The following is a 17,774-nucleotide window of genomic DNA, read 5'->3' as shown; positions in this document are numbered from 1 at the left end:
CGACAGGCAGCAAGGGTAAGAGGAGAGTTCGTGCCGCGAGGTGACGGCCGGGATTCCGAAGATTTCAGGGAATCCCCGGACCTGGCAGATCTGGACAGTTTCGCCGGTGTCGACGAATTGGGGGCACGCGCCCACGATCCGTCCGACGACACCGACCCGGATCTGGACGCACCCGACGCCGCGTACCAGGCGGGTGGCGGAGCCGGCGGCGGGATCGGCGGAATCGGGCAGCTGGGGGACAACCTCGCGCTCGGCCCGGTGCCGGACCTCGTCGCCCCGGAGGACGTGGAGCTGCACGAACTGGACGACCAGGGCGACGACTTCGCCCCGGCCGACCCCAACGGGCAGCAGGCGCGCCGTGAACTGCTCGCCGTCGAGGCCGAGCTGAACCAGCGCTGGCCCGAGACCAAGATCGAGCCGTCCCTCGCCCGGATCGCGGCCCTGGTCAACCTCATGGGTGAACCGCACCGCGGCTACCCGGTGCTGCACGTCGCCGGGACCAACGGCAAGGGCTCGACCGTCCGGATGATCGACGCGTTGCTGACCCGGATGGGCCTGCGCGTCGGCCGGTACACGAGCCCGCACCTGCAACTGGTCACCGAGCGGATCGCGCTCGACGGCGCCCCCATCTCCGCCGCCGCGTACGTCGATCTGTATCGCGACGTCGCGCCGTACGTGACCATGGTGGACAACGCGGGCGGGCCCGACGCGGTGCCGATGAGCAAGTTCGAGGTGCTCACCGGCATGGCGTTCGCGGCCTTCGCCGACGCGCCCGTCGAAGCCGCGGTCGTCGAAACCGGGCTCGGCGGTTCCTGGGACGCCACCAACGTCGTGGACGGCGACGTCGCCGTCATCACCCCGATCGGTGTCGACCACGTCGAGTACTTCGGCGGCTCGCCTGCCAAAGCCGCGGTGGAGAAGGCCGGGATCATCAAGCCCGGCAGCGTCGCGGTCATCGCCGAGCAGGACCCCGAAGTGCAGAAGATCCTGCTGGAACGCGCCGTCGAGGTCGACGCGAGCGTCGCCCGCGCGGGCAGCGAGTTCGGTGTGCTGGAACGCGAGATCGCCGTCGGCGGTCAGATGCTGAAACTGCAGGGCCTCGGCGGGGTCTACGACGAGGTCTTCCTGCCGCTGCACGGCGCGCACCAGGCCGCCAACGCCGCGCTCGCGCTGGCCGCCGTCGAAGCGTTCTTCGGCGCGGGCAAGGACAAGCAACTGGTCATCGAAGCCGTCCGCGAGGCCTTCGCCGAGGTCGAGACCCCCGGCAGGCTGGAGCGCGTCCGCGCCGCACCGACCGTGCTGCTCGACGCCGCCCACAACCCGCACGGCGCCAAGGCACTCGCGACCACCGTCGCCGAAGAGTTCGCCTTCCGCCGTCTCGCCGCCGTGGTCGGCGTGATGGCGGAGAAGGACGCCCGCGGCATCCTGGACGCCCTCGAACCCGTCGTCTCCGAGATCGTCATCACCAAGAACTCGTCGCCGCGCGCGATGCCGCTCGACGAGCTCAACGACATCGCCATCTCGATCTTCGGCGAAGACCGTGTCGTGGCCGAGCCCAGCCTGGACGCCGCGATCGAGACCGCCATCGGCCTCGTCGAGCAGAGCGACGACCCCGAGGAGCCCCTGGCGGGCGGCGGTGTGCTGGTCACCGGCTCGGTCGTCACCGCGGGCGAGGCGAGGACCCTGTTCGGTAAGGAGCCGGCGTGACCGACGAAACCCCGAAGCCGCCGGCCAAGGACCCGATGAAGTCCTTCCGCGGTGTGATGGCCGGCTCCCTGATCATGGAGGGCATCACCGTCGCGCTCGCGCTGCCGGTGGTGGCGAAACTCGGCGGCGGCGTCGGTTCGCTCACCGGCTGGTCGGTGATCGTCATCGCGGTCGCGCTGATCGTGCTCTGCGGTTTCTTGAAGAAGCCCTGGGCGGTGCCCGCGGTGCTGGTGCTGCAGGTCGCGCTGATCGCCTTCTTCGTCGCGCTGCCCGCCGTGGCCATCCTCGGGGTGATCTTCCTCGGGATCTGGCTGTGGCTGCTGTGGCTGCGCCGCGACGTCGCGCGGCGGATGGCGGCCGGGACCCTGCCCAGTCAGCAGCAGCAACCGCAGTAGCTCCTCCGGGTTCGGAGCTAAGGCGTCACTCGCGTGATCAGAGGCGTGACTCACGTGATCAGAGGCGTGACTCACGTGATCAGAGGCGTGACTCACGTGATCAGAGGCGTGACTCACGTGTCTGGACACCGCACTCGGGTGTGGTGGCTCCAGACACGCGAGTTACGTCCCCGATCACGCGAGTGCGGGCTCTGATCACGCGAGTTACGCCTTCGATCACGCGGTCAGCGCAGTCGCACCACCTTCAGCTCCGGTGACCTCGCGATGTCCGCGGCGCAGAACCGTCCCCGCACCCAGCCACCCCGCGAGTACAGCCGCGTTTGGTCGGCGAAATGCGGTGACGTGACGTCGGTCGACTGCGAGTACGTCATGATCGTCGAGACGTCCGGGCAGGCCTTTCCGTCGAACCCGACCACCTGGACGTAGCTGGATCCGTGGACGACCTCGTGGTTGCCCTTGGCCGGATCCCACAGCGCCGTGATCACGTTCAGCACGCCGAGGTCGCCCGGTCCGCCGTGGATCGGGATCCGTTGTCCGGCCCGGGTCACCGTCTGGTGGTCGGCGAGCCTGCCGTCGACCGGGATGCCGTTGGCGCGGAATTCCGCGAGCGTGTCACCGAAGGCCTTCTGCACGTCGGGATTCCCGGTCGCGAGGGTGTTCGGCGTGATGACCGGCTGCTTCGGGTCGAACGGGACCTGCCAGATGCCCCGCAGCCCGCCGATCCGGTCCACGAACCGCTCGAAGAAGAGCGCGCCGCGGCTGTCGAGCCGGAACGTGCGGTCCCAGGACGCCAGTGTCGTGCAGGCGGTGCCGACGGGCACCGGGCCCGACGTGGACGGAGCCTGTCCTTCTGGGAAGGCCGCGCACATCTTCGCCGTGTCCGCGGCGGCGAGTTCCGCGGTGCGGCTTCGGCCGCGGTACAGCATGTCCTTCATCGACGACGGCGTGAATCCCTTGCCCGACAAGCCTTCTTCGGTGGCGATCAACGCTTCCCGCGTGCGGTCCGACCGCTGGGTCCCGGTCGAGCCGACGATCCGGGGGAGCGGTGCGATGGGCGCGTGGGCGTTGGAGAGCCAGGCGCTGTCGTTGGCGTTGAGTTCGTAGTCACGTCGTTGCTGCAACGGCAGCCGGGACGGCGCGAACAGGCCCGGTTCCAAGGAGCCCGGGTCGGAACCCCAGTCGCACGACGACTTCGAACCATCCAAAGTGGAGAGTCCGGTGCCGGGGAAGAGCGCCCGGCCCAGCGGGGTCCCGCATGTCACCGCCCGCTCGTCGGTGACGTGCGGCACGACCTGGATGTCGCTGTACAGCGCGTTGCCCGACCTGTCCGTGGCGATGGTGTTGACCCACGGGACGCCTTGGGTGCGCGCGAGGGCGTTGGCGACGTCCGTGGTGCCGCGTGATCCGGCCAGCTCGAACCAGGTGTTGAGGCCGCGCAGGTTTCCGGCGTTCCCGTCCCGCAGCGCGTGCGCGGACTTCGTCGTCCACGGCGTGGGCACGCCGAACGCCGAACCGAGGACCTGGCCGTACCGTGTTCTGTAGAAGGTGCGGGCGACCTGCCGCCGCTCGCCGTCCGGCTCCCGGACTTCCACCTTCACCTCGTGCGCGGTCATCTTCTCCGGTTTCCCGTCGACGAGGTACGTCGTCGGGTCGCCGGGGGCCAGCGGTACTTCGAAGAGGCCGAACGTGATCGCCGTCGACACCGTATGCGTCCACGCGACGTCGGCGTTGTGGCCGATCTGCGGCAACGGGAGCCCCAGCAGGCTCCCGCCCGCGACGTCGAACCGGCCGGGAATGGTCAGCTGCGACTGCCAGAACCGGCGCCCGCCCTGCCATGGATAGTGCGGGTTCCCGAGCAGCAGGCCACCGCCGGACTTCGTTCCGTCGCCGCCGACGGCGATGCCGTTGCTGCCGAGCTCTCCGGTCTTCATCGTCTCGCGGAGGCCGTCGGCGATCTTCGGCGCCGACTCCGGCCCCGCGGCCGGAGCGTCCTTTGTGGACGGAGGCTGCGTACGGACGAGGTCGGCCGCGAGCAGGCCCTGCCCGCCCACCGAGGAGACGGCGTAGAAGTGCCGGTAGAAGTCGAGTTCGGTGATCGGCCGGACCCAGTCCGCGCCGCGGCACACCGGATCGGTGATCCGCTGGACGCCGGTCTGCTTCAGGTACGCGTTGTACCCCTCGACGTATCCGGACGCCAGCTCCCGCACCTCGGTCCGCGGGCCGTGCGGCGCGGGCCGTGCGAGTAGCCGCTCGATCACCCCGGAGTCGTTGATCCGCTGAAAGTGCAGGTCGCTGTCGAGGTTGTTCTCCGCCTCGCTCATCGCCGGATTGCCCTGACCGCCGGCGCCGAAGTACGCGGAGCGCCGCGCGGACACCGTCAGATAGGTGTTCGCGAGTTCGCAGATGTTGTCCTTGGCCGCGGCGAACCCGTAGCCGTAGCCGAGGCCGTCGAAGTTCTTCGCCGCGATATGCGGGATGCCGTACTCGGTGTACCTGATCACCGCCCGCGACCGGCCGAGCTCGTCCGCGGACGAAACCCCCGTCGTCAGGCTCGCTATCGCCAAAGCGGCCGTGAGCAGCACGAGCCCACGCTGGAATCTTCGCATCGTTCCCCCATCCGGATCGACCATCCCCGTGATCGAAAGTACCGGCGCCGACACGGGGAGGCATCGACCGAACGGTTGAGCCGGCTACCGTCCGTTCGTTCATCACCAGGTCAACCGCCGTTGGCCCACCGGCCGTGGCCGCGGGATAGAACCGCGCCATGACCGCTTCCCACCACAACCGCCGCACGCTGCTCAAAGCCGGTCTCACCGGCGCCGGAGCCGTCGCGGGCGGCCTGCTCCTCCCCGGAACCGCGAGCGCGATCGCGAATCCCGTCCCGCTGCTCCGCCGTGACCGTCCGGTGCTCACCCACGGTGTCCAGTCCGGCGACGTCACCACCGGTTCCGGCATCGTCTGGTCGCGCGCCGACCGGCCTTCGCGGCTGATCGTGGAGGTTTCCAGGGATCCGTCGTTCCGGCACGCGCGCCGCGTCCTCGGCCCGGTGATGAGCCCCGAGACCGGCGGCACCGGCAAGGTCCGCGTCGCCGGCCTCATGCCGGGGACCGAGGTCCACTACCGCGTCACCGCCGAAGACCTCGACGGCCGCGCTCGCAGCGAGGCCGTCACCGGCCGCTTCACCACCGCCCCGGTCGGCCGCTCGGACGTCCGGCTGCTGTGGTCCGGCGACGTCGCCGGGCAGAACTGGGGCATCAACCCCGAACTCGGCGGGATGACGATCTACCGCGCGATGGCCGATCGCCGTCCCGATCTGTTCCTCCACTGTGGAGACACGGTCTACGCCGACGGGCCGCTCACCGAGACCGTCGCGCTGCCCGGCGGGCGCGTGTGGCGCAACATCGTCACCCCGGAGAAGGCGAAGGTCGCCGAGACGCTCGACGAGTACCGCGGCCAGTTCGCCTACAACCTCCTCGACGAGAACCTCAAGCGTTTCACCGCGAACGTGCCCGCCTATGTCCAGTGGGACGACCACGAAGTCGTGAACAACTGGTATCCCGGGGAGATCCTCGACGACCGCCCCGAATACACCGAGAAGCGTGTCGACGTGCTCGCCGCCCGCGCGTTCCAGGCGTTCCACGAATGGCACCCGATCGACCGGCGCCAGGCCGTCGACGGCCGTGTCTACCGCAACTTCCGGCACGGTTCGCGCGCCGAGGTCTTCGTGCTCGACATGCGGACCTATAAGGACGCCAACACTTCGGACCAGACCAAGCCCGGCCGGATCCTCGGCGACCGTCAGGCCCGCTGGCTCGTCGACGCGCTCGACCGCAGCACCGCCACGTGGAAGATCATCCAGGCCGACCTCCCGATCGGCCTCACCGTCCCGGACGGCAAGGCCATCGAGGGCGTCGCCAACGGCCTGCCCGGCGCGCCCGGCGGCCGCGAGACCGAACTCGCCTGGGTGCTGCGGGAGATCTCGCGGCGCCGGGTGCGCAACGTCGTCTGGCTGACCGCCGACGTGCACTACACCGCGGCGCACCACTACTCGCCGGATCGCGCTTCCTTCACCGATTTCGACCCGTTCTGGGAGTTCGTGTCCGGCCCGCTCAACGCCGGCGCGTTCGGCCCGAACAAGCTCGACCCGACCTTCGGGCCGGAAGCGGTGTTCGTGCACGCCCCGCCCGCGGCGAACACCTCGCCCGCCGACGGTTTCCAGCACTTCGGCGAGGTGAACATCGACGGACGGAGCGGCGTGCTGACGGTCGACCTGAGAGACGCTACGGGCGCTTCTCTGTGGTCGAAGACCCTTCAGCCCCAACGCTGAGCAGTTCCGTCAGGACCGCGATGCTGCGGTCGCCGTGCCCGGCCTCGGCGGCCCGCCGCACGAGGTCGTGCATCGGTGACTGCCAGCCGACGTCGACGCCTTCCTCGGCCAGTTCGAGGTCGGCGGCGGCGCCGGCGTGGAAGACGTCCACCGAGGCCGCGGGATCCGAGTAGTCGCCGCTGTCGATTTCCTTGGCGTACATCGGAAGCACCGAGATGATCATCTCGAACCACTTGGTGGCGTACGGCAGGAGCGTGGCGGCTTCGAGCCCGCGCGACCGCAGCGCGGCGGCACCCTGGAAGAACCCGACCAGCGCGGGCAGCAGGGTGCCGCCGACGGCCGTTTCGTACAGCGCCGCGAGGTCGGTGTCCTCACCGAGGTGGACGGTGTCGCCGCCCAGCACCCGCAACGTGTCCAGGTGTTCGTCGAAGACGGCCTTGTCGCCGCCGTAGTACAGCAGCGTGTCCGGCGCTCCCACGGCCGACGGCACGTTCTTGATCGCACCGTCGAGGTAGCGCGCGCCGTGCTCCTTCGCCCATTCGGCCATCCGGCGCGCTCCCGCCGGTGAGCCGCTGTTCAGCGTGACCAGAGCACGTCCGGCCAGGGAGGCGGGCTCCAAGGCCGCGCGCGTGTCTTCGTAAGTCGTCAGGCAGGCGATGGTCAACGGGCTCGCCCGCACCGCGTCCCCGGCCGTCGCGGCCAGGGTCGCTCCCCGTGCGACAAGGGGGTCGGCCTTCGAGGCCGTCCTGTTCCACACGGTGGTCGGATGCCCGGCCGCGAGGAAGGCGTCCGCCAGGGCCGAGCCCATCGAACCGAGGCCCACGACGGTCACCGGCGTCTTTGGCATTTTCGCTCCAGTCAAAGGAAATCTTCGAGATGACTCCATGCTGGGCGGTCGCGTACATTGGATCAAGTACCTACTATTTTACCGGGTACTGACAAAAAGGTATGTGAACAATGATCAAGAACCGCACGTTCACCTGCGGCCTCGACGCCGCGATCGCCGTCATGGGCGGCAAATGGAAAGGCCTCATCCTGTTCGCGCTCCAGGACGGGCCGCTGCGTTTCGGGGAGCTGCGGCGCGCGGTGCCCGGCATCAGCGAGCGGGTGCTGATCCTGCAACTGCGCGAGATGGAGACCACCGGACTGCTGCATCGCGAGGTGTACCACCAGGTTCCGCCCAAGGTGGAGTACTCGCTGACCGCATTCGGGGAATCCCTCAACACCGCGATGGCCGCGCTCGGGGAGTGGGGCGAGGAGCACCTCGAACGTATCGAGGCCATTCCCTGGTCCGAAGTGAAGTGAGCGGCGAAGCACCCAGTAGGCTCCGGGCGAATAGCACGAATCCCACCCAAGGAGAAATACCGCCGTGACTGAACGCACGCTGGTCCTCGTCAAGCCCGATGGCGTCGCGCGCGGCCTCGTCGGCGAGGTCATCGCTCGCATCGAGCGCAAGGGCCTGAAGCTCGCCGCCCTCGAACTGCGCACCGTCGAGCGCTCGGTCGCCGAGGAGCACTACGCCGAGCACAAGGAGCGCCCGTTCTTCGGCGACCTCCTCGAGTTCATCACCTCGGGCCCGCTGGTCGCGATCGCCGTCGAGGGCCCGCGCGCCATCGCCGCGTTCCGTCAGCTCGCCGGCGGCACCGACCCGGTCGAGAAGGCCACCCCGGGTACCCTGCGCGGCGACTTCGCGCTGGAGACCCAGTACAACCTGGTGCACGGTTCGGACTCCCCGGAGTCGGCCGAGCGCGAGCTCAAGCTCTGGTTCCCCGAGGTCTGACACACTCGTGGGCGGCGCGGGATCGCCGCGCCGTCCACGGACCCGGGGGTTTGCCGATGACGCCGGACGAGTACCTGGAGCGCCTGCGGGAACTCACCGCCGGTTTCGCGCGGGTCGTGAGCACCGGGGACCACGCCGCGCCCGTGCCGTGCTGCGGGGACTGGCGCCTGCGTGACCTGGTCGTCCATCTCGGCAACGTCCACCGCTGGGCCGCGGAGATCGTGCGCACCGGAAACCCGGCGACGCAGGACCTCGAAGCCGAACCGGGCGGGGACCTCGTCGCCTGGTACCGCGAAAGCGCGGACGAACTCATCGAGGCGTTGCGCGAAGCCTCCCCGCACGACGGCGCCTGGAACTTCACCGCCGCCGCCAAGACCAAGGACTTCTGGTTCCGCCGCCAGGTCCACGAGACCGCGGTGCACCTGCTCGACGCGCACCGCGCGGCAGGGACCGAATACACCCTGGATCCGTCCCTCGCCGCCGACGGCGTGGACGAGGTCCTCCTCGGCATGCTGCCGAAGGTGAAACGCTGGCACACCCCGCCGGTGGTCACCGTTCCGGTGCTGCTGAAGACCTCCGACACCGGACACGCCTGGTTGATCACACTGCCGGGCGAAACCGACGTCCCCGGCTCGCGGCAGGCGGACCCCGCCGAAGCGGTCGGCGCCGTCGTCGAAGGGCCCGCGGAAGCGCTGGATCTCCTGCTGTGGCAACGGATCGAGCTCGACGGGGCAGGCATCGAAATCACCGGTGACGCCACGGCGGCGAAGACCTTCCTCGCCGGGCCGCTCACGCCCTGACCTTCGCGCCCTACGCCGTTCGGTTCACGTTCACCTCGGGGTCTTCTCCTGGCGGTCCGCGTCCGCTGTGCTGAGCGGTGCTGCCTGTCACTCGATCGTGGGGTATCTCGTGAGAAATTCACGCTTATTGCTGCTCGCTGCCCTGCTGCCCGGATTGTTCGTCGCCGCACCGGCGCACGCCGATCCCTTGGCCGCTCCACTCGGTCCGGCGCCCATCGAAGCCGCGCCCGCGGCGTCCTCGGCGAAGGAGGGGCCGTCCGCGTACGCCGTGGCCGCGCCCGACGACGGCCTCGTCACCACCAGCGCGACTTCGCGCGTGGCACCGGGGCTGAGCCTCACCGAGTTCGACCGCTACGACCCGGCGGGCTGGATCCGCGGCGACACCCTCGCCGTAGACCTCACCAGCAAGACCCTCAAGCCGACGTACCTCAGCCCTGGCACCGTTTCCGCGCGGACACCGCTTTCGCAGCAGGTCACCAGGTCCGGTGCGGTCGCCGGGGTCAACGGGGATTTCTTCGACATCAACGCCAGCGGAGCGCCGATCGGCGTCGGCATCGACGCAGGGAAGCTCCAGACGGCGCCCGCGCGGGGCCACAACCTGACCGCGTCGATCACCGAGGAAGGCAAGGCCCGGCTCGCGGAGGTGTTCCTCGACGCGTCGGTCACCTTGCCCGACGGCCGGGTCGTGCCCGCGTCGAACTTCAACAGCCCCGTGCTGAGCGGTGACGCGATCGGCGTCTACACCCCGTTGTGGGGCGCGTCCTCGCGGCGGACCTCGGTCGCGGGCGCCCAGCGCGTCATCGAGGTCGAGGTCTCCGACGGCGTCGTCACTCAGGTGCGGCCGCAGCCCGCCGACGGCCCGATCGCGGCCGGTGCGACGGTCCTGCTCGCCCGTGATGGTGGCGTGGACACGTTGTCCGCCTTGAAGACCGGTGACCGGGTGGGAGTCACGTACGCGCCGAAGAGCGACGCGGGCAAGCTGTCCGTCGCGATCGGCGGCAACAAGGTCCTGCTGCGCGACGGCGCGATCCAGCCGGTCGACAACGTCGCGATGCACCCGCGGACCGCGGTCGGGTTCTCGGCCGACGGCGCGAAGATGTGGCTGGCGACGGTCGACGGCCGCCAGGCGGACAGCCGCGGCATGACGGAACTGGAACTCGCCCGGCACATGAAGTCGCTCGGCGCGGACGACGCCCTCAACCTCGACGGCGGCGGCTCGTCGACCATGCTCGCCCGCGAGGAGGGCGAGAAGGCGCCGCTGATCCGCAATTCGCCGTCGGACGGCGGGGAACGCCTGGTGCCCAACGGGATCGGCGTCGCGACCACGCCGGGAAGCGGACGCCTGACCGGATTCGCGCCCCGTCCCGCGCAGGACACCGCCGACGCGACGCGCGTGCTCTCCGGGCTGACGCGGAAACTCGCCGCCGGCGGTCACGACGAGACCGGCGCCGCCGTCGACGGCAAGGTTCAGTGGCTCAGTACCAATCCCTTCCGCGGCACCGTGACCGACGGCGTGTTCACCGCGCACGCCGACCGGCTCCGGCCGGACGCGCCCGCGGACGTCGACGTCTACGCGAAACGCGGCGGCGTCAGGGGCAAGACGACGCTGAACGTTCTCGGTTCACCGGTCCGCCTCGGCACGAGCACCGAGCAGGTCGCGTTGTCCGGCGAAGGCGCGAAGAGCACGTTCAAGGTGTTCGGCTACGACGCCGACGGTTACGGCACGTGGATCGAGCCCGACGACGTCAAACTCGACTACGACCCCGCGGTGGTGAAGATCGAGCCGTCCGGGGACGGATTCGCGGTCACCGCGCTGAAGGCCTCGGGTGCTTCGGCGATCACCGCCACCGCCGGCGGGAAGGTGACGCATCTGGCGGCGTCCGTCGGCACGGAATCCCGGGTGGCGGCACCGTTGGACGGCCCGGCCGGCTGGACCGCCAGTGTCTTCCCCGCCGTCGTCGGCGCCGCGCTTTCCGAGGCCCCGGGTCGTGACGGCGGACGCGGTCTCGCGCTGGACTACCGGCTGAACGGGACCAACGCCACGCGTGCGGCCTACGTCAACTCGGCGGCATCGGTCGCGTTGCCGCCCGGCACCCAGCGTGTCGGCCTGTGGGTCAACGGCGACGCGAAGGGCGCCTGGCTGAGGGCGGAACTCCGTGACGCCGCCAACGTCCCGTCCGTCGTGGATCTGTCGCTGAGCGTCGATTGGTCGGGCTGGCGCTACGTTCGCGCGGCCATCCCGGCCGGGCTTCCCGACGGGCAGCGGCTGACGAAGTTCTACGCCGTCGAGAACGTCCCGGCTCAGCAGTACGAGGGACGGTTGGTCTTCGACGACCTCACCTTCGAGGTCGCGCCCGCGGCCGCCGTCCCCGCCGATCCGGCACCGCGTGACCCGGCGCTGATCACCGACGGCGCCGCGACCGGCGGCCTGCGGATCGCCGTGGTCAGCGACGCGCAGTTCACCGCCGACCAGCCCGACGGCCCGCTGGTCGCCCAGGCCCGGCGCGCGCTGCGCGAGGCGGTGGCGGCGAAACCGGATCTCGTGCTGATCAACGGCGACTTCGTCGACCGCGGCACGGCCGCCGATTTCGTGCTGGCGAAGTCGGTCATCGACGAGGAACTCGTCGGCAAGGCGCCGTGGTACTACGTGCCGGGCAACCACGAAGCCGACGGCGGGCACGGGCTCACGGAGTTCCAGGCGGCGTTCGGGGCGACCCATCGCGTCGCCGACGTCGCCGGGATCAGGCTGGTGCTGATGGATTCCTCGCGCGGTTCGCTGCGCGCGGGCGGGTTCGACCAGATCCGGATGCTGCGCGAGGCGCTGGACGGCGCGAAGGCGGACAGGCGGATCCGCGGCGTGGTCGTCGCGATGCACCATCCGGTCAAGGACCCCAGCCCCGCCGGGAACTCACAGCTGGCCGACCGCAAGGAAGCCGCCATGCTGACCGGCTGGCTGACCGCCTTCGAACGCGAATCCGGGAAACAGGTGGCCGCGATCGCTTCGCACGCGGGCGTTTTCACTCTCTCCCGGGTCGACGGCGTGCCGTATCTGGTGAACGGCAACTCCGGGAAGTCGCCCGCCGCGGCGCCGGGTGACGGCGGGTTCGTCGGCTGGACGATGGTCCGGTTCGAACCCGGGGACAAGGCGCAGCCGGTGCGGTTCGAGACGCGACCGAACGTCGACGCGCTGATGCTGTCCGGGCCCTCTTCGCTGGCACGCGGGGAGAAGGCGGACATCCGGGCCGTGGTGACGCAGGGAGCGCGCCAGGTGCCGGTTTCGTATCCGGTCAGCGCGGACTGGAAGGGCGGCTGGGGTACGCATGTCGCCGGCGGGTTCCTGCCCGCGATGCCGTGGGACGTCGCGTCGTTCGATCCGGCGACCGGGGTGCTGACCGCGCTGCGGCCCGGGACGGCGAACCTGTCGGTCACCGTCAACGGGGTGACGAAGAGCCTCTCGGTCACCGTCCGCTAGTGGGCTGAAAGCGTCCTTCACCGCGTCAGACGCAACGAAAGGGCCCTTCACCGCATCGCATGCGGTGAAGGGCCCCTTCAGCCCACGCGTCAGGCGGCTTCGTGCGCCTCTTCGACCGTGCCCGGCAGCGCCGGACCCCGCGGCGGGATCGCCTCGGCGTCGGCCGGGTCCACCTTCCGCACCGAACCGTCGGCCGCGGACTGCGCGATCGCGAGCATCGAGGCGAGCGCGTCCTGGATCTGCTGCTGCTCGCGTTCCGGGATGAGGCTCAGTTCGATCAGCACGCTGCCGTTGCCGAGCAGCCCGTAGCCGTTGCGCGCGATGCCCTGGTACGAACCGCCGGGGTACTGCGAGACATAGCCGCCGTTGGCGTCGATCGACCGCTGCACCACGACCGCGATCTGCTTCGCGAAGTCCACATCGGACGGTTTCACGCCCGGATTCGTCGGCCACAGCGTGGAAGCGGTGATCTCCCTGCCGTCGGCGTCCTGGTAACGGCCCTGCATGTGGTAGTCGACCATGATGTCCGGCTTGAACGACGCGTTCCGCCGCTGGATCAGGCCGGCTTCGGTGGCCGGGTTGTCCTTCGGCGCCACGGCCGGGTCGTGGTAGCGGTTGATGTCGTACCCCTTGCCCTTCTCACCGTATTCGGGAGTGGCGTCGGGGTCGTAGTTGTAGCGCCAGTCGCGCTCGTGCCCGTCGGGGTTGGCGCGCACGACGATGTCGACGGTCACCTTCGACAGCAGCTTCTGCGCCCACGGGCTGTGCCCGACCCCGACCTTGCGCAGGAATTCGAGCGCGGCGGGGGTGCCGAGCGGCTCGTCGCCGTGCTGCTGGGTGACGTACTGGATCCGCGTCTTGCCGTGGCCGACCCTGGCCGCCCACACCGGTCGGCCCTCGTTGCTGCGGCCGATCCTGTCCACGCGGATCTTGCCGTGGCTGAGCGCCGCCAGCTTGTGCAGTTCGAAGGCCAGCTTGGTGGTGGACGGCCGCGGGTCCACAGTGGCCGCACCGGTCTCGGCCGCTTGGGCGGCAGGCGCCACCAGGAGCCCGGCGCTGACGAAAACGGACAACAGGGCGATTCTGGGCTTGAGACTCATGGACGGTGAGTATCGACGAGCGGGCAACGGCCGACAAGGGGCCGGATAAACCGGTCGAGTTTTGTCGGTGGCAGGTCCTAGGGTGCCTACCGTGGGTGACTCAGAGCACGAACCGGCGATGGTGCAGGCGAAGGCGTTGGTCAAGCGGTTCGGCGATTTCGAGGCCGTCCGCGGGATCGACGTCGAGGTCCGCCCGGGGGAGGCGTTCGGCTTCCTCGGGCCCAACGGCGCGGGCAAGTCCTCCACCATGCGGATGATCGCGAGCGTCTCCCCGCGCACCGACGGCGACCTGCGGGTCCTCGGCATGGATCCGGACGTCGAAGGGCCGAAGATCCGCGCCCGGCTGGGGGTGGTGCCGCAGCAGGACAACCTGGACACCGAGCTCACCGTCCGGCAGAACCTGCAGATCTACGGCCGCTACTTCGGGCTGTCCCGGTCGCACGTGCGGAGCAAGGCCGAGGAGCTGATGGAGTTCGCCCAGCTCACCGACCGCGCGAACGCGGAGGTCGATTCGCTCTCCGGCGGGATGAAGCGGCGGCTGACCATCGCGCGGTCCCTGGTCAACGACCCGGAGCTGCTCCTGCTCGACGAGCCGACCACGGGGCTCGACCCGCAGGCCCGTCACCTGTTGTGGGACAGGCTGTTCCGGCTCAAGGCGGGCGGGACCACGCTCATCATCACCACGCACTACATGGACGAGGCGGAGCAGCTCTGCGACAGGCTGGTCGTGATGGACAACGGCCGGATCGCCGCCGAAGGCTCGCCCGCGGACCTGATCAGCCGGTACTCCACCCGCGAGGTCGTGGAGCTGCGCTTCCCGAACGGCGAGCAGGAGTCGGCCGCGAAGCAGATCGAGGGTCTCGCCGAACGCGTCGAGGTGCTGCCGGACCGTGTCCTGCTCTACACGATGACCGGTGAGGCCACCCTCGAGCAGGCGCACGCGCGCGGGCTGCGTCCGCTGTCGAGCCTGGTCCGCCGCAGTTCACTGGAGGACGTCTTCCTTCGTCTCACCGGCCGGACGCTGGTGGACTGATGACCACAGCGCAGACGAAGGCGTCGACGGGCCGCGTGGTCTCGCGCTGGGCGGGAGCCTGGCTGCGGGTCGAGGGCCATTGGATGTGGTATCGCCGGTACTGGGTGTCCACTTTGTACTCGACGGGCCTGCAGCCGGTGCTCTTCCTGGCCGCGATGGGCCTCGGGTTCGGTTCGCAGGTCCAAGCCGGTGCGGCCACGGGCGGGTTCTCGTATCTGGAGTACGTCGCCCCCGCGCTGCTCGTGGCGGGCGCCGCGCAGCTGGCGGTGGGGGAGTCGAGTTACCCGGTGCTTTCGGGGTTCAAGTGGCAGCAGGACTACATCGCCGTCACCGCCACCCCGATCACGCCGGGGCAGGTGCTCGGCAGCCAGATCATGTGGGTGAGCCTGCGGTTGACCCTGGCCGGCACGATCTACGCGGTCATCGCGGCGCTCTTCGGCTCCTGGACGAGCTTCGGCGTACTCGCCGTCATCCTGATCGGGACGCTCACCGGGATCGCGTGCGGCACCCCGGTGATGGCGCTGGCCGCGACCACCTACGACGAAGGCACCCGGTTCGGCCTGGTGTTCCGGTTCGTCCTGATCCCGATGACGTTGTTCTCCGGCACGTTCTTCCCCATCACCGAACTGCCGGCCCCGCTGATGTGGATCGCCTGGATCTCCCCGCTGTGGCACGGCAACGAGGCGGCCAGGGCGGTCAGTCTCGGCACCGTCGGCCCGCTCGCCACGCTGGGCCACCTCGCCTTGCTGGTCGTGCTGGCCGGGGTGGGCTGGGCGCTGGCGCACAAGTACTTCTACCGACGGCTGGTGGTCTGAAATGGCGGTCCTCACCGAAGCCCCGCGGCGTGGGGTGCTGCTGCGCATCCTGCCGTCCGCGCTGTACAGCGGCCGGTCGACGGCGGTGCTGGAGCGCACCTTCCTGACGTACTCGCACGCCTGGATGCTGTTCGTGTCCGGCGTCTTCGAGCCGCTGTTCTACCTGATGGCCTTCCAGCTCGGCTTCGGCAAGCTGGTCGGCGAGGTCGTCGGGCCCGGCGGGCAGGCGATGAGCTACGTCGCCTTCGTCGCGCCCGGCCTGCTCGCGGCGTCGGCGATGAACGGCGCGATCCTCGACTCGACGTACAACCTGTTCTTCAAGCTGAAATACGCCAAGCTGTACGACGCCATGCTCGCCACCCCGATCGGGCCGCTGGACATCGCGCTCGGCGAGGTCGGCTGGTCGGTGCTGCGCGGCGGGATCTACTCGGCGACCTTCCTCGGCGTGATGACCGTGATGGGGCTGCCCGGGTCGTGGTGGGCCCTGCTGATGATCCCGGCGGCGCTGCTGATCGCGATGGCGTTCTCGGCCGTCGGCATCGTGCTGGTGACCTTCCTGCGGTCGGTGTCGCAGTTCGACTACATCAACCTCGTGCTGATGCCGCTGTTCCTGTTCTCCACGACGTTCTACCCGCTGTCGGTGTACCCGGCGGGGATCCAGTGGATCGTGCAGGTCTTCCCGCTGTACCACGGGATCGAGCTGATGCGCGGCCTCTCGGCAGGCGTCCTGTCGTGGAGCATGGCCGGGAACGTGGCGTATCTGGTGGCGCTGGCGGCGGTCGGGATCTACGCGTCCTCGAAGCGGTTCGGCAAGCTCCTGCTGCGCTGACCGGTCAGCGGGCCGGGTTCGCGCCGGTCCGCCGGGGTGCCACCGCGGCCAGCGCGTCGACCATCCCGTGCCCGTAGAAGCCGTTGAACCCCGCGTAGCCGGTGCAGTACGCGTCCTGCGAGCCGTCACCGGTCAGGTCGTAGTCGGCCGGACACGCGATCGGGGTGGCCTGGGCGTCCAGCGTCCGCCTCAGCTGACGGGCGCTGTAGCCGGGGTGTTTCGAAGCGAGCAACGCCGCGACACCGGCGACGTGCGGCGCCGCCATCGACGTCCCGCACAGCGGCGCGTACCCGCCGGGAACGGTCGAGAGCACGCACTGCCCGGCCTCGCCGCCGGGAGCGGTCACGTCGATCACGCCCAGCCCGTACGAGCTGTATCCGGCCTTGACCCGCTCTTCGCTCACGGACGACACCGCGACGACGTCACGCAGGCCCGCGGGCAGCGCCTGGCAGCCGTCGGAGCCGGACCGGGCGCCCGAGCGCGGTGACGGCACCAGCTCGGCGGCCTCGTTGGTCGCCGCCGCGATGCTGAGGGTGCCCGCCGAGGTCGCGTACTCGACGGCGCGGGCCATGACCTCGTTGACCACGCCCCGTTCGTCGTTGTGGGCGCACGAGAGCGACCACGGATCGACGAAGTAGCTGCTGTTCGTCACCGCCATGCCCTGTGAGGCGGCCCACATCAGCCCGCAGACGGCGGCTTCGGGGTCGGCGTACCCGCGGTCGTCGATCACCTTCACCGAGGCGATCCGGACGCCGGGCGCCACCCCGGTGACGCCTTTGCCGTCGTCGGCCGCGGCGATGATCCCCGCGACGTGGGTGCCGTGCACCGACGTCGTCGCGGCCCAGTTGCGGTCGGGCACGCCGGTCAGGCAGCCCGCGGACTTCTCGGGGTCGAGTGCGCTCGCCAGTTCGGGATGGGCGGGGTCGACGCCGGAGTCGAGGACGCCGACGACGACGTCCCGGTCGCCGGGCTCGATCACGCGGGCCCTGTCGGCGCCGATCGCGCGCATGTCCCATTGCTCGCCGGTGCGGTCGGCCGAGGGGACCTTCGCCGGATCCGTCGGCTGGAGTTCGGCGCGAGCGGGTGCGGACCTGGCCGGTGACGTGCCGTTGGCCCGCTGCACCGCCAGCCGTTCCGCCTGCGCGCTGAACGCGGCGGCGGGCCGGACCAGGCCGGCGAAGGCATGGTCGGCGGAGGTCGCCACGGCCACCGCGATCTGCGGATAGTAGGTCGTCGTGCTGCCGCAGCCGTCGGCGATGGCGGCCCTGGCCTCGGACTCGGAAGTGCCCTTGTCGAAGGCGACGACGTAACGCAGCGCCCGTCCCTGGGGATGACACGAGGGCTCGGCCTCCGCCGTCGCCACAGCGGCGACCGAGCCGCAGAGCGCCACCAAGGCGCACACGGCCGCTCGCAGGGACAGCCCCAGCAGGGACACCGGACCTCCCACCGGAGAACATGAGGACTACGGGGGCCACCGCCGCCTGGGCTTCGATACCCCCCGAGCGGCACGCTAGCC

The 17,774-nt window shown here is 70.1% G+C and carries 14 protein-coding genes; 10 read left to right on the top strand and 4 right to left on the bottom strand.

All coding sequences use genetic code 11. The features are described from left to right. The first annotated feature begins 30 nt into the window (after nt 1–30). Together DMH01_RS12940 and DMH01_RS12935 are read left to right on the top strand one after the other, a co-directional pair. Complete coding sequence (locus DMH01_RS12940; RefSeq protein WP_125676286.1) at nt 31–1,707, top strand: folylpolyglutamate synthase/dihydrofolate synthase family protein; 1,677 nt, start codon at nt 31–33, stop codon at nt 1,705–1,707. Continuing rightward, entirely contained in the window at nt 1,704–2,102 is a 399-nt protein-coding gene (locus DMH01_RS12935; RefSeq protein WP_034316250.1) for a DUF4233 domain-containing protein, read from the top strand. The genes DMH01_RS12940 and DMH01_RS12935 overlap by 4 nt, the downstream gene beginning before the upstream one ends. 224 nt (nt 2,103–2,326) lie before the next feature. Here the strand turns inward: DMH01_RS12935 and DMH01_RS12930 are convergent, their stop codons facing one another. Continuing rightward, nucleotides 2,327–4,708 carry a penicillin acylase family protein gene (locus DMH01_RS12930; RefSeq protein WP_125676284.1) on the bottom strand — a complete coding sequence of 794 codons (2,382 nt, stop codon included), beginning with the start codon at nt 4,706–4,708 and terminating at the stop codon, nt 2,327–2,329. A 158-nt stretch (nt 4,709–4,866) separates the two neighbouring features. Between DMH01_RS12930 and DMH01_RS12925 the strand changes: the two genes are divergently transcribed. Then, nucleotides 4,867–6,429, top strand: a complete 1,563-nt coding sequence (locus DMH01_RS12925) for an alkaline phosphatase (RefSeq protein ID WP_125676282.1) — start codon at nt 4,867–4,869, stop codon at nt 6,427–6,429. Here the strand turns inward: DMH01_RS12925 and DMH01_RS12920 are convergent. Further along, on the bottom strand, nt 6,383–7,276 hold the full coding sequence (locus DMH01_RS12920) for an NAD(P)-dependent oxidoreductase (RefSeq protein ID WP_125676280.1): 894 nt from the start codon (nt 7,274–7,276) through the stop codon (nt 6,383–6,385). The genes DMH01_RS12925 and DMH01_RS12920 overlap by 47 nt on opposite strands. Before the next feature lie 110 nt (nt 7,277–7,386). Here DMH01_RS12920 and DMH01_RS12915 point away from each other — a divergent pair, with 110 nt between their 5' ends. The 4 genes from DMH01_RS12915 to DMH01_RS12900 all read left to right on the top strand — a co-directional run bounded on the left by DMH01_RS12915 (nt 7,387) and on the right by DMH01_RS12900 (nt 12,481). Next, nucleotides 7,387–7,734 carry a helix-turn-helix domain-containing protein gene (locus tag DMH01_RS12915; RefSeq protein WP_125676278.1) on the top strand — a complete coding sequence of 116 codons (348 nt, stop codon included), beginning with the start codon at nt 7,387–7,389 and terminating at the stop codon, nt 7,732–7,734. 64 nt (nt 7,735–7,798) lie between these two features. Next, nucleotides 7,799–8,209, top strand: a complete 411-nt coding sequence (gene ndk, locus DMH01_RS12910) for a nucleoside-diphosphate kinase (protein WP_005158515.1) — start codon at nt 7,799–7,801, stop codon at nt 8,207–8,209. Between the two features lie 56 nt (nt 8,210–8,265). Further along, a complete protein-coding gene (locus DMH01_RS12905) occupies nt 8,266–9,009 on the top strand; it encodes a maleylpyruvate isomerase family mycothiol-dependent enzyme (protein WP_125676276.1) in 744 nt (247 codons plus the stop codon). A gap of 127 nt (nt 9,010–9,136) precedes the next feature. Then, nucleotides 9,137–12,481 (top strand): phosphodiester glycosidase family protein, encoded by a 3,345-nt coding sequence (locus DMH01_RS12900; RefSeq protein WP_125676749.1) that lies wholly within the window; start codon nt 9,137–9,139, stop codon nt 12,479–12,481. Nucleotides 12,482–12,570: 89 nt separating this feature from the next. On the opposite strand, the gene DMH01_RS12895 is transcribed toward DMH01_RS12900, so the two are convergent. Then, entirely contained in the window at nt 12,571–13,581 is a 1,011-nt protein-coding gene (locus tag DMH01_RS12895; protein WP_125676274.1) for a M14 family zinc carboxypeptidase, read from the bottom strand. A gap of 118 nt (nt 13,582–13,699) precedes the next feature. Between DMH01_RS12895 and DMH01_RS12890 the strand changes: the two genes are divergently transcribed. Genes DMH01_RS12890 through DMH01_RS12880 form a run of 3 tightly spaced genes read left to right on the top strand, consistent with a single transcriptional unit; the run spans nt 13,700 to nt 16,258 of the window. Beyond that, on the top strand, nt 13,700–14,614 hold the full coding sequence (locus tag DMH01_RS12890; RefSeq protein WP_125676747.1) for an ABC transporter ATP-binding protein: 915 nt from the start codon (nt 13,700–13,702) through the stop codon (nt 14,612–14,614). After that, entirely contained in the window at nt 14,614–15,429 is an 816-nt protein-coding gene (locus DMH01_RS12885; protein ID WP_125676272.1) for an ABC transporter permease, read from the top strand. The genes DMH01_RS12890 and DMH01_RS12885 overlap by 1 nt, the downstream gene beginning before the upstream one ends. Nucleotide 15,430: 1 nt before the next feature. Continuing rightward, nucleotides 15,431–16,258, top strand: a complete 828-nt coding sequence (locus tag DMH01_RS12880) for an ABC transporter permease (RefSeq protein WP_125676270.1) — start codon at nt 15,431–15,433, stop codon at nt 16,256–16,258. Between the two features lie 4 nt (nt 16,259–16,262). On the opposite strand, the gene DMH01_RS12875 is transcribed toward DMH01_RS12880, so the two are convergent. Further along, a complete protein-coding gene (locus DMH01_RS12875) occupies nt 16,263–17,693 on the bottom strand; it encodes a S8 family serine peptidase (RefSeq protein ID WP_125676269.1) in 1,431 nt (476 codons plus the stop codon). Between the last annotated feature and the right edge of the window lie 81 nt (nt 17,694–17,774).

Source organism: Amycolatopsis sp. WAC 04182 (assembly GCF_003947465.1).
Taxonomy (GTDB): domain Bacteria; phylum Actinomycetota; class Actinomycetes; order Mycobacteriales; family Pseudonocardiaceae; genus Amycolatopsis.
The sequence above is the reverse complement of the archived record's forward strand: the minus strand, read 5'-3'. Positions and strand labels throughout refer to the sequence as shown.

Coding starts and splice junctions, on each gene's coding strand:
- DMH01_RS12915 (WP_125676278.1), top strand. CDS start 7,387: ATGATCAAGAACCGCACGTTCACCTGCGGCCTCGACGCCGCGATCGCC.
- DMH01_RS12905 (WP_125676276.1), top strand. CDS start 8,266: ATGACGCCGGACGAGTACCTGGAGCGCCTGCGGGAACTCACCGCCGGT.
- DMH01_RS12895 (WP_125676274.1), bottom strand. CDS start 13,581: ATGAGTCTCAAGCCCAGAATCGCCCTGTTGTCCGTTTTCGTCAGCGCC.
- DMH01_RS12890 (WP_125676747.1), top strand. CDS start 13,700: ATGGTGCAGGCGAAGGCGTTGGTCAAGCGGTTCGGCGATTTCGAGGCC.
- DMH01_RS12925 (WP_125676282.1), top strand. CDS start 4,867: ATGACCGCTTCCCACCACAACCGCCGCACGCTGCTCAAAGCCGGTCTC.
- DMH01_RS12885 (WP_125676272.1), top strand. CDS start 14,614: ATGACCACAGCGCAGACGAAGGCGTCGACGGGCCGCGTGGTCTCGCGC.
- DMH01_RS12920 (WP_125676280.1), bottom strand. CDS start 7,276: ATGCCAAAGACGCCGGTGACCGTCGTGGGCCTCGGTTCGATGGGCTCG.
- DMH01_RS12880 (WP_125676270.1), top strand. CDS start 15,431: ATGGCGGTCCTCACCGAAGCCCCGCGGCGTGGGGTGCTGCTGCGCATC.
- DMH01_RS12930 (WP_125676284.1), bottom strand. CDS start 4,708: ATGCGAAGATTCCAGCGTGGGCTCGTGCTGCTCACGGCCGCTTTGGCG.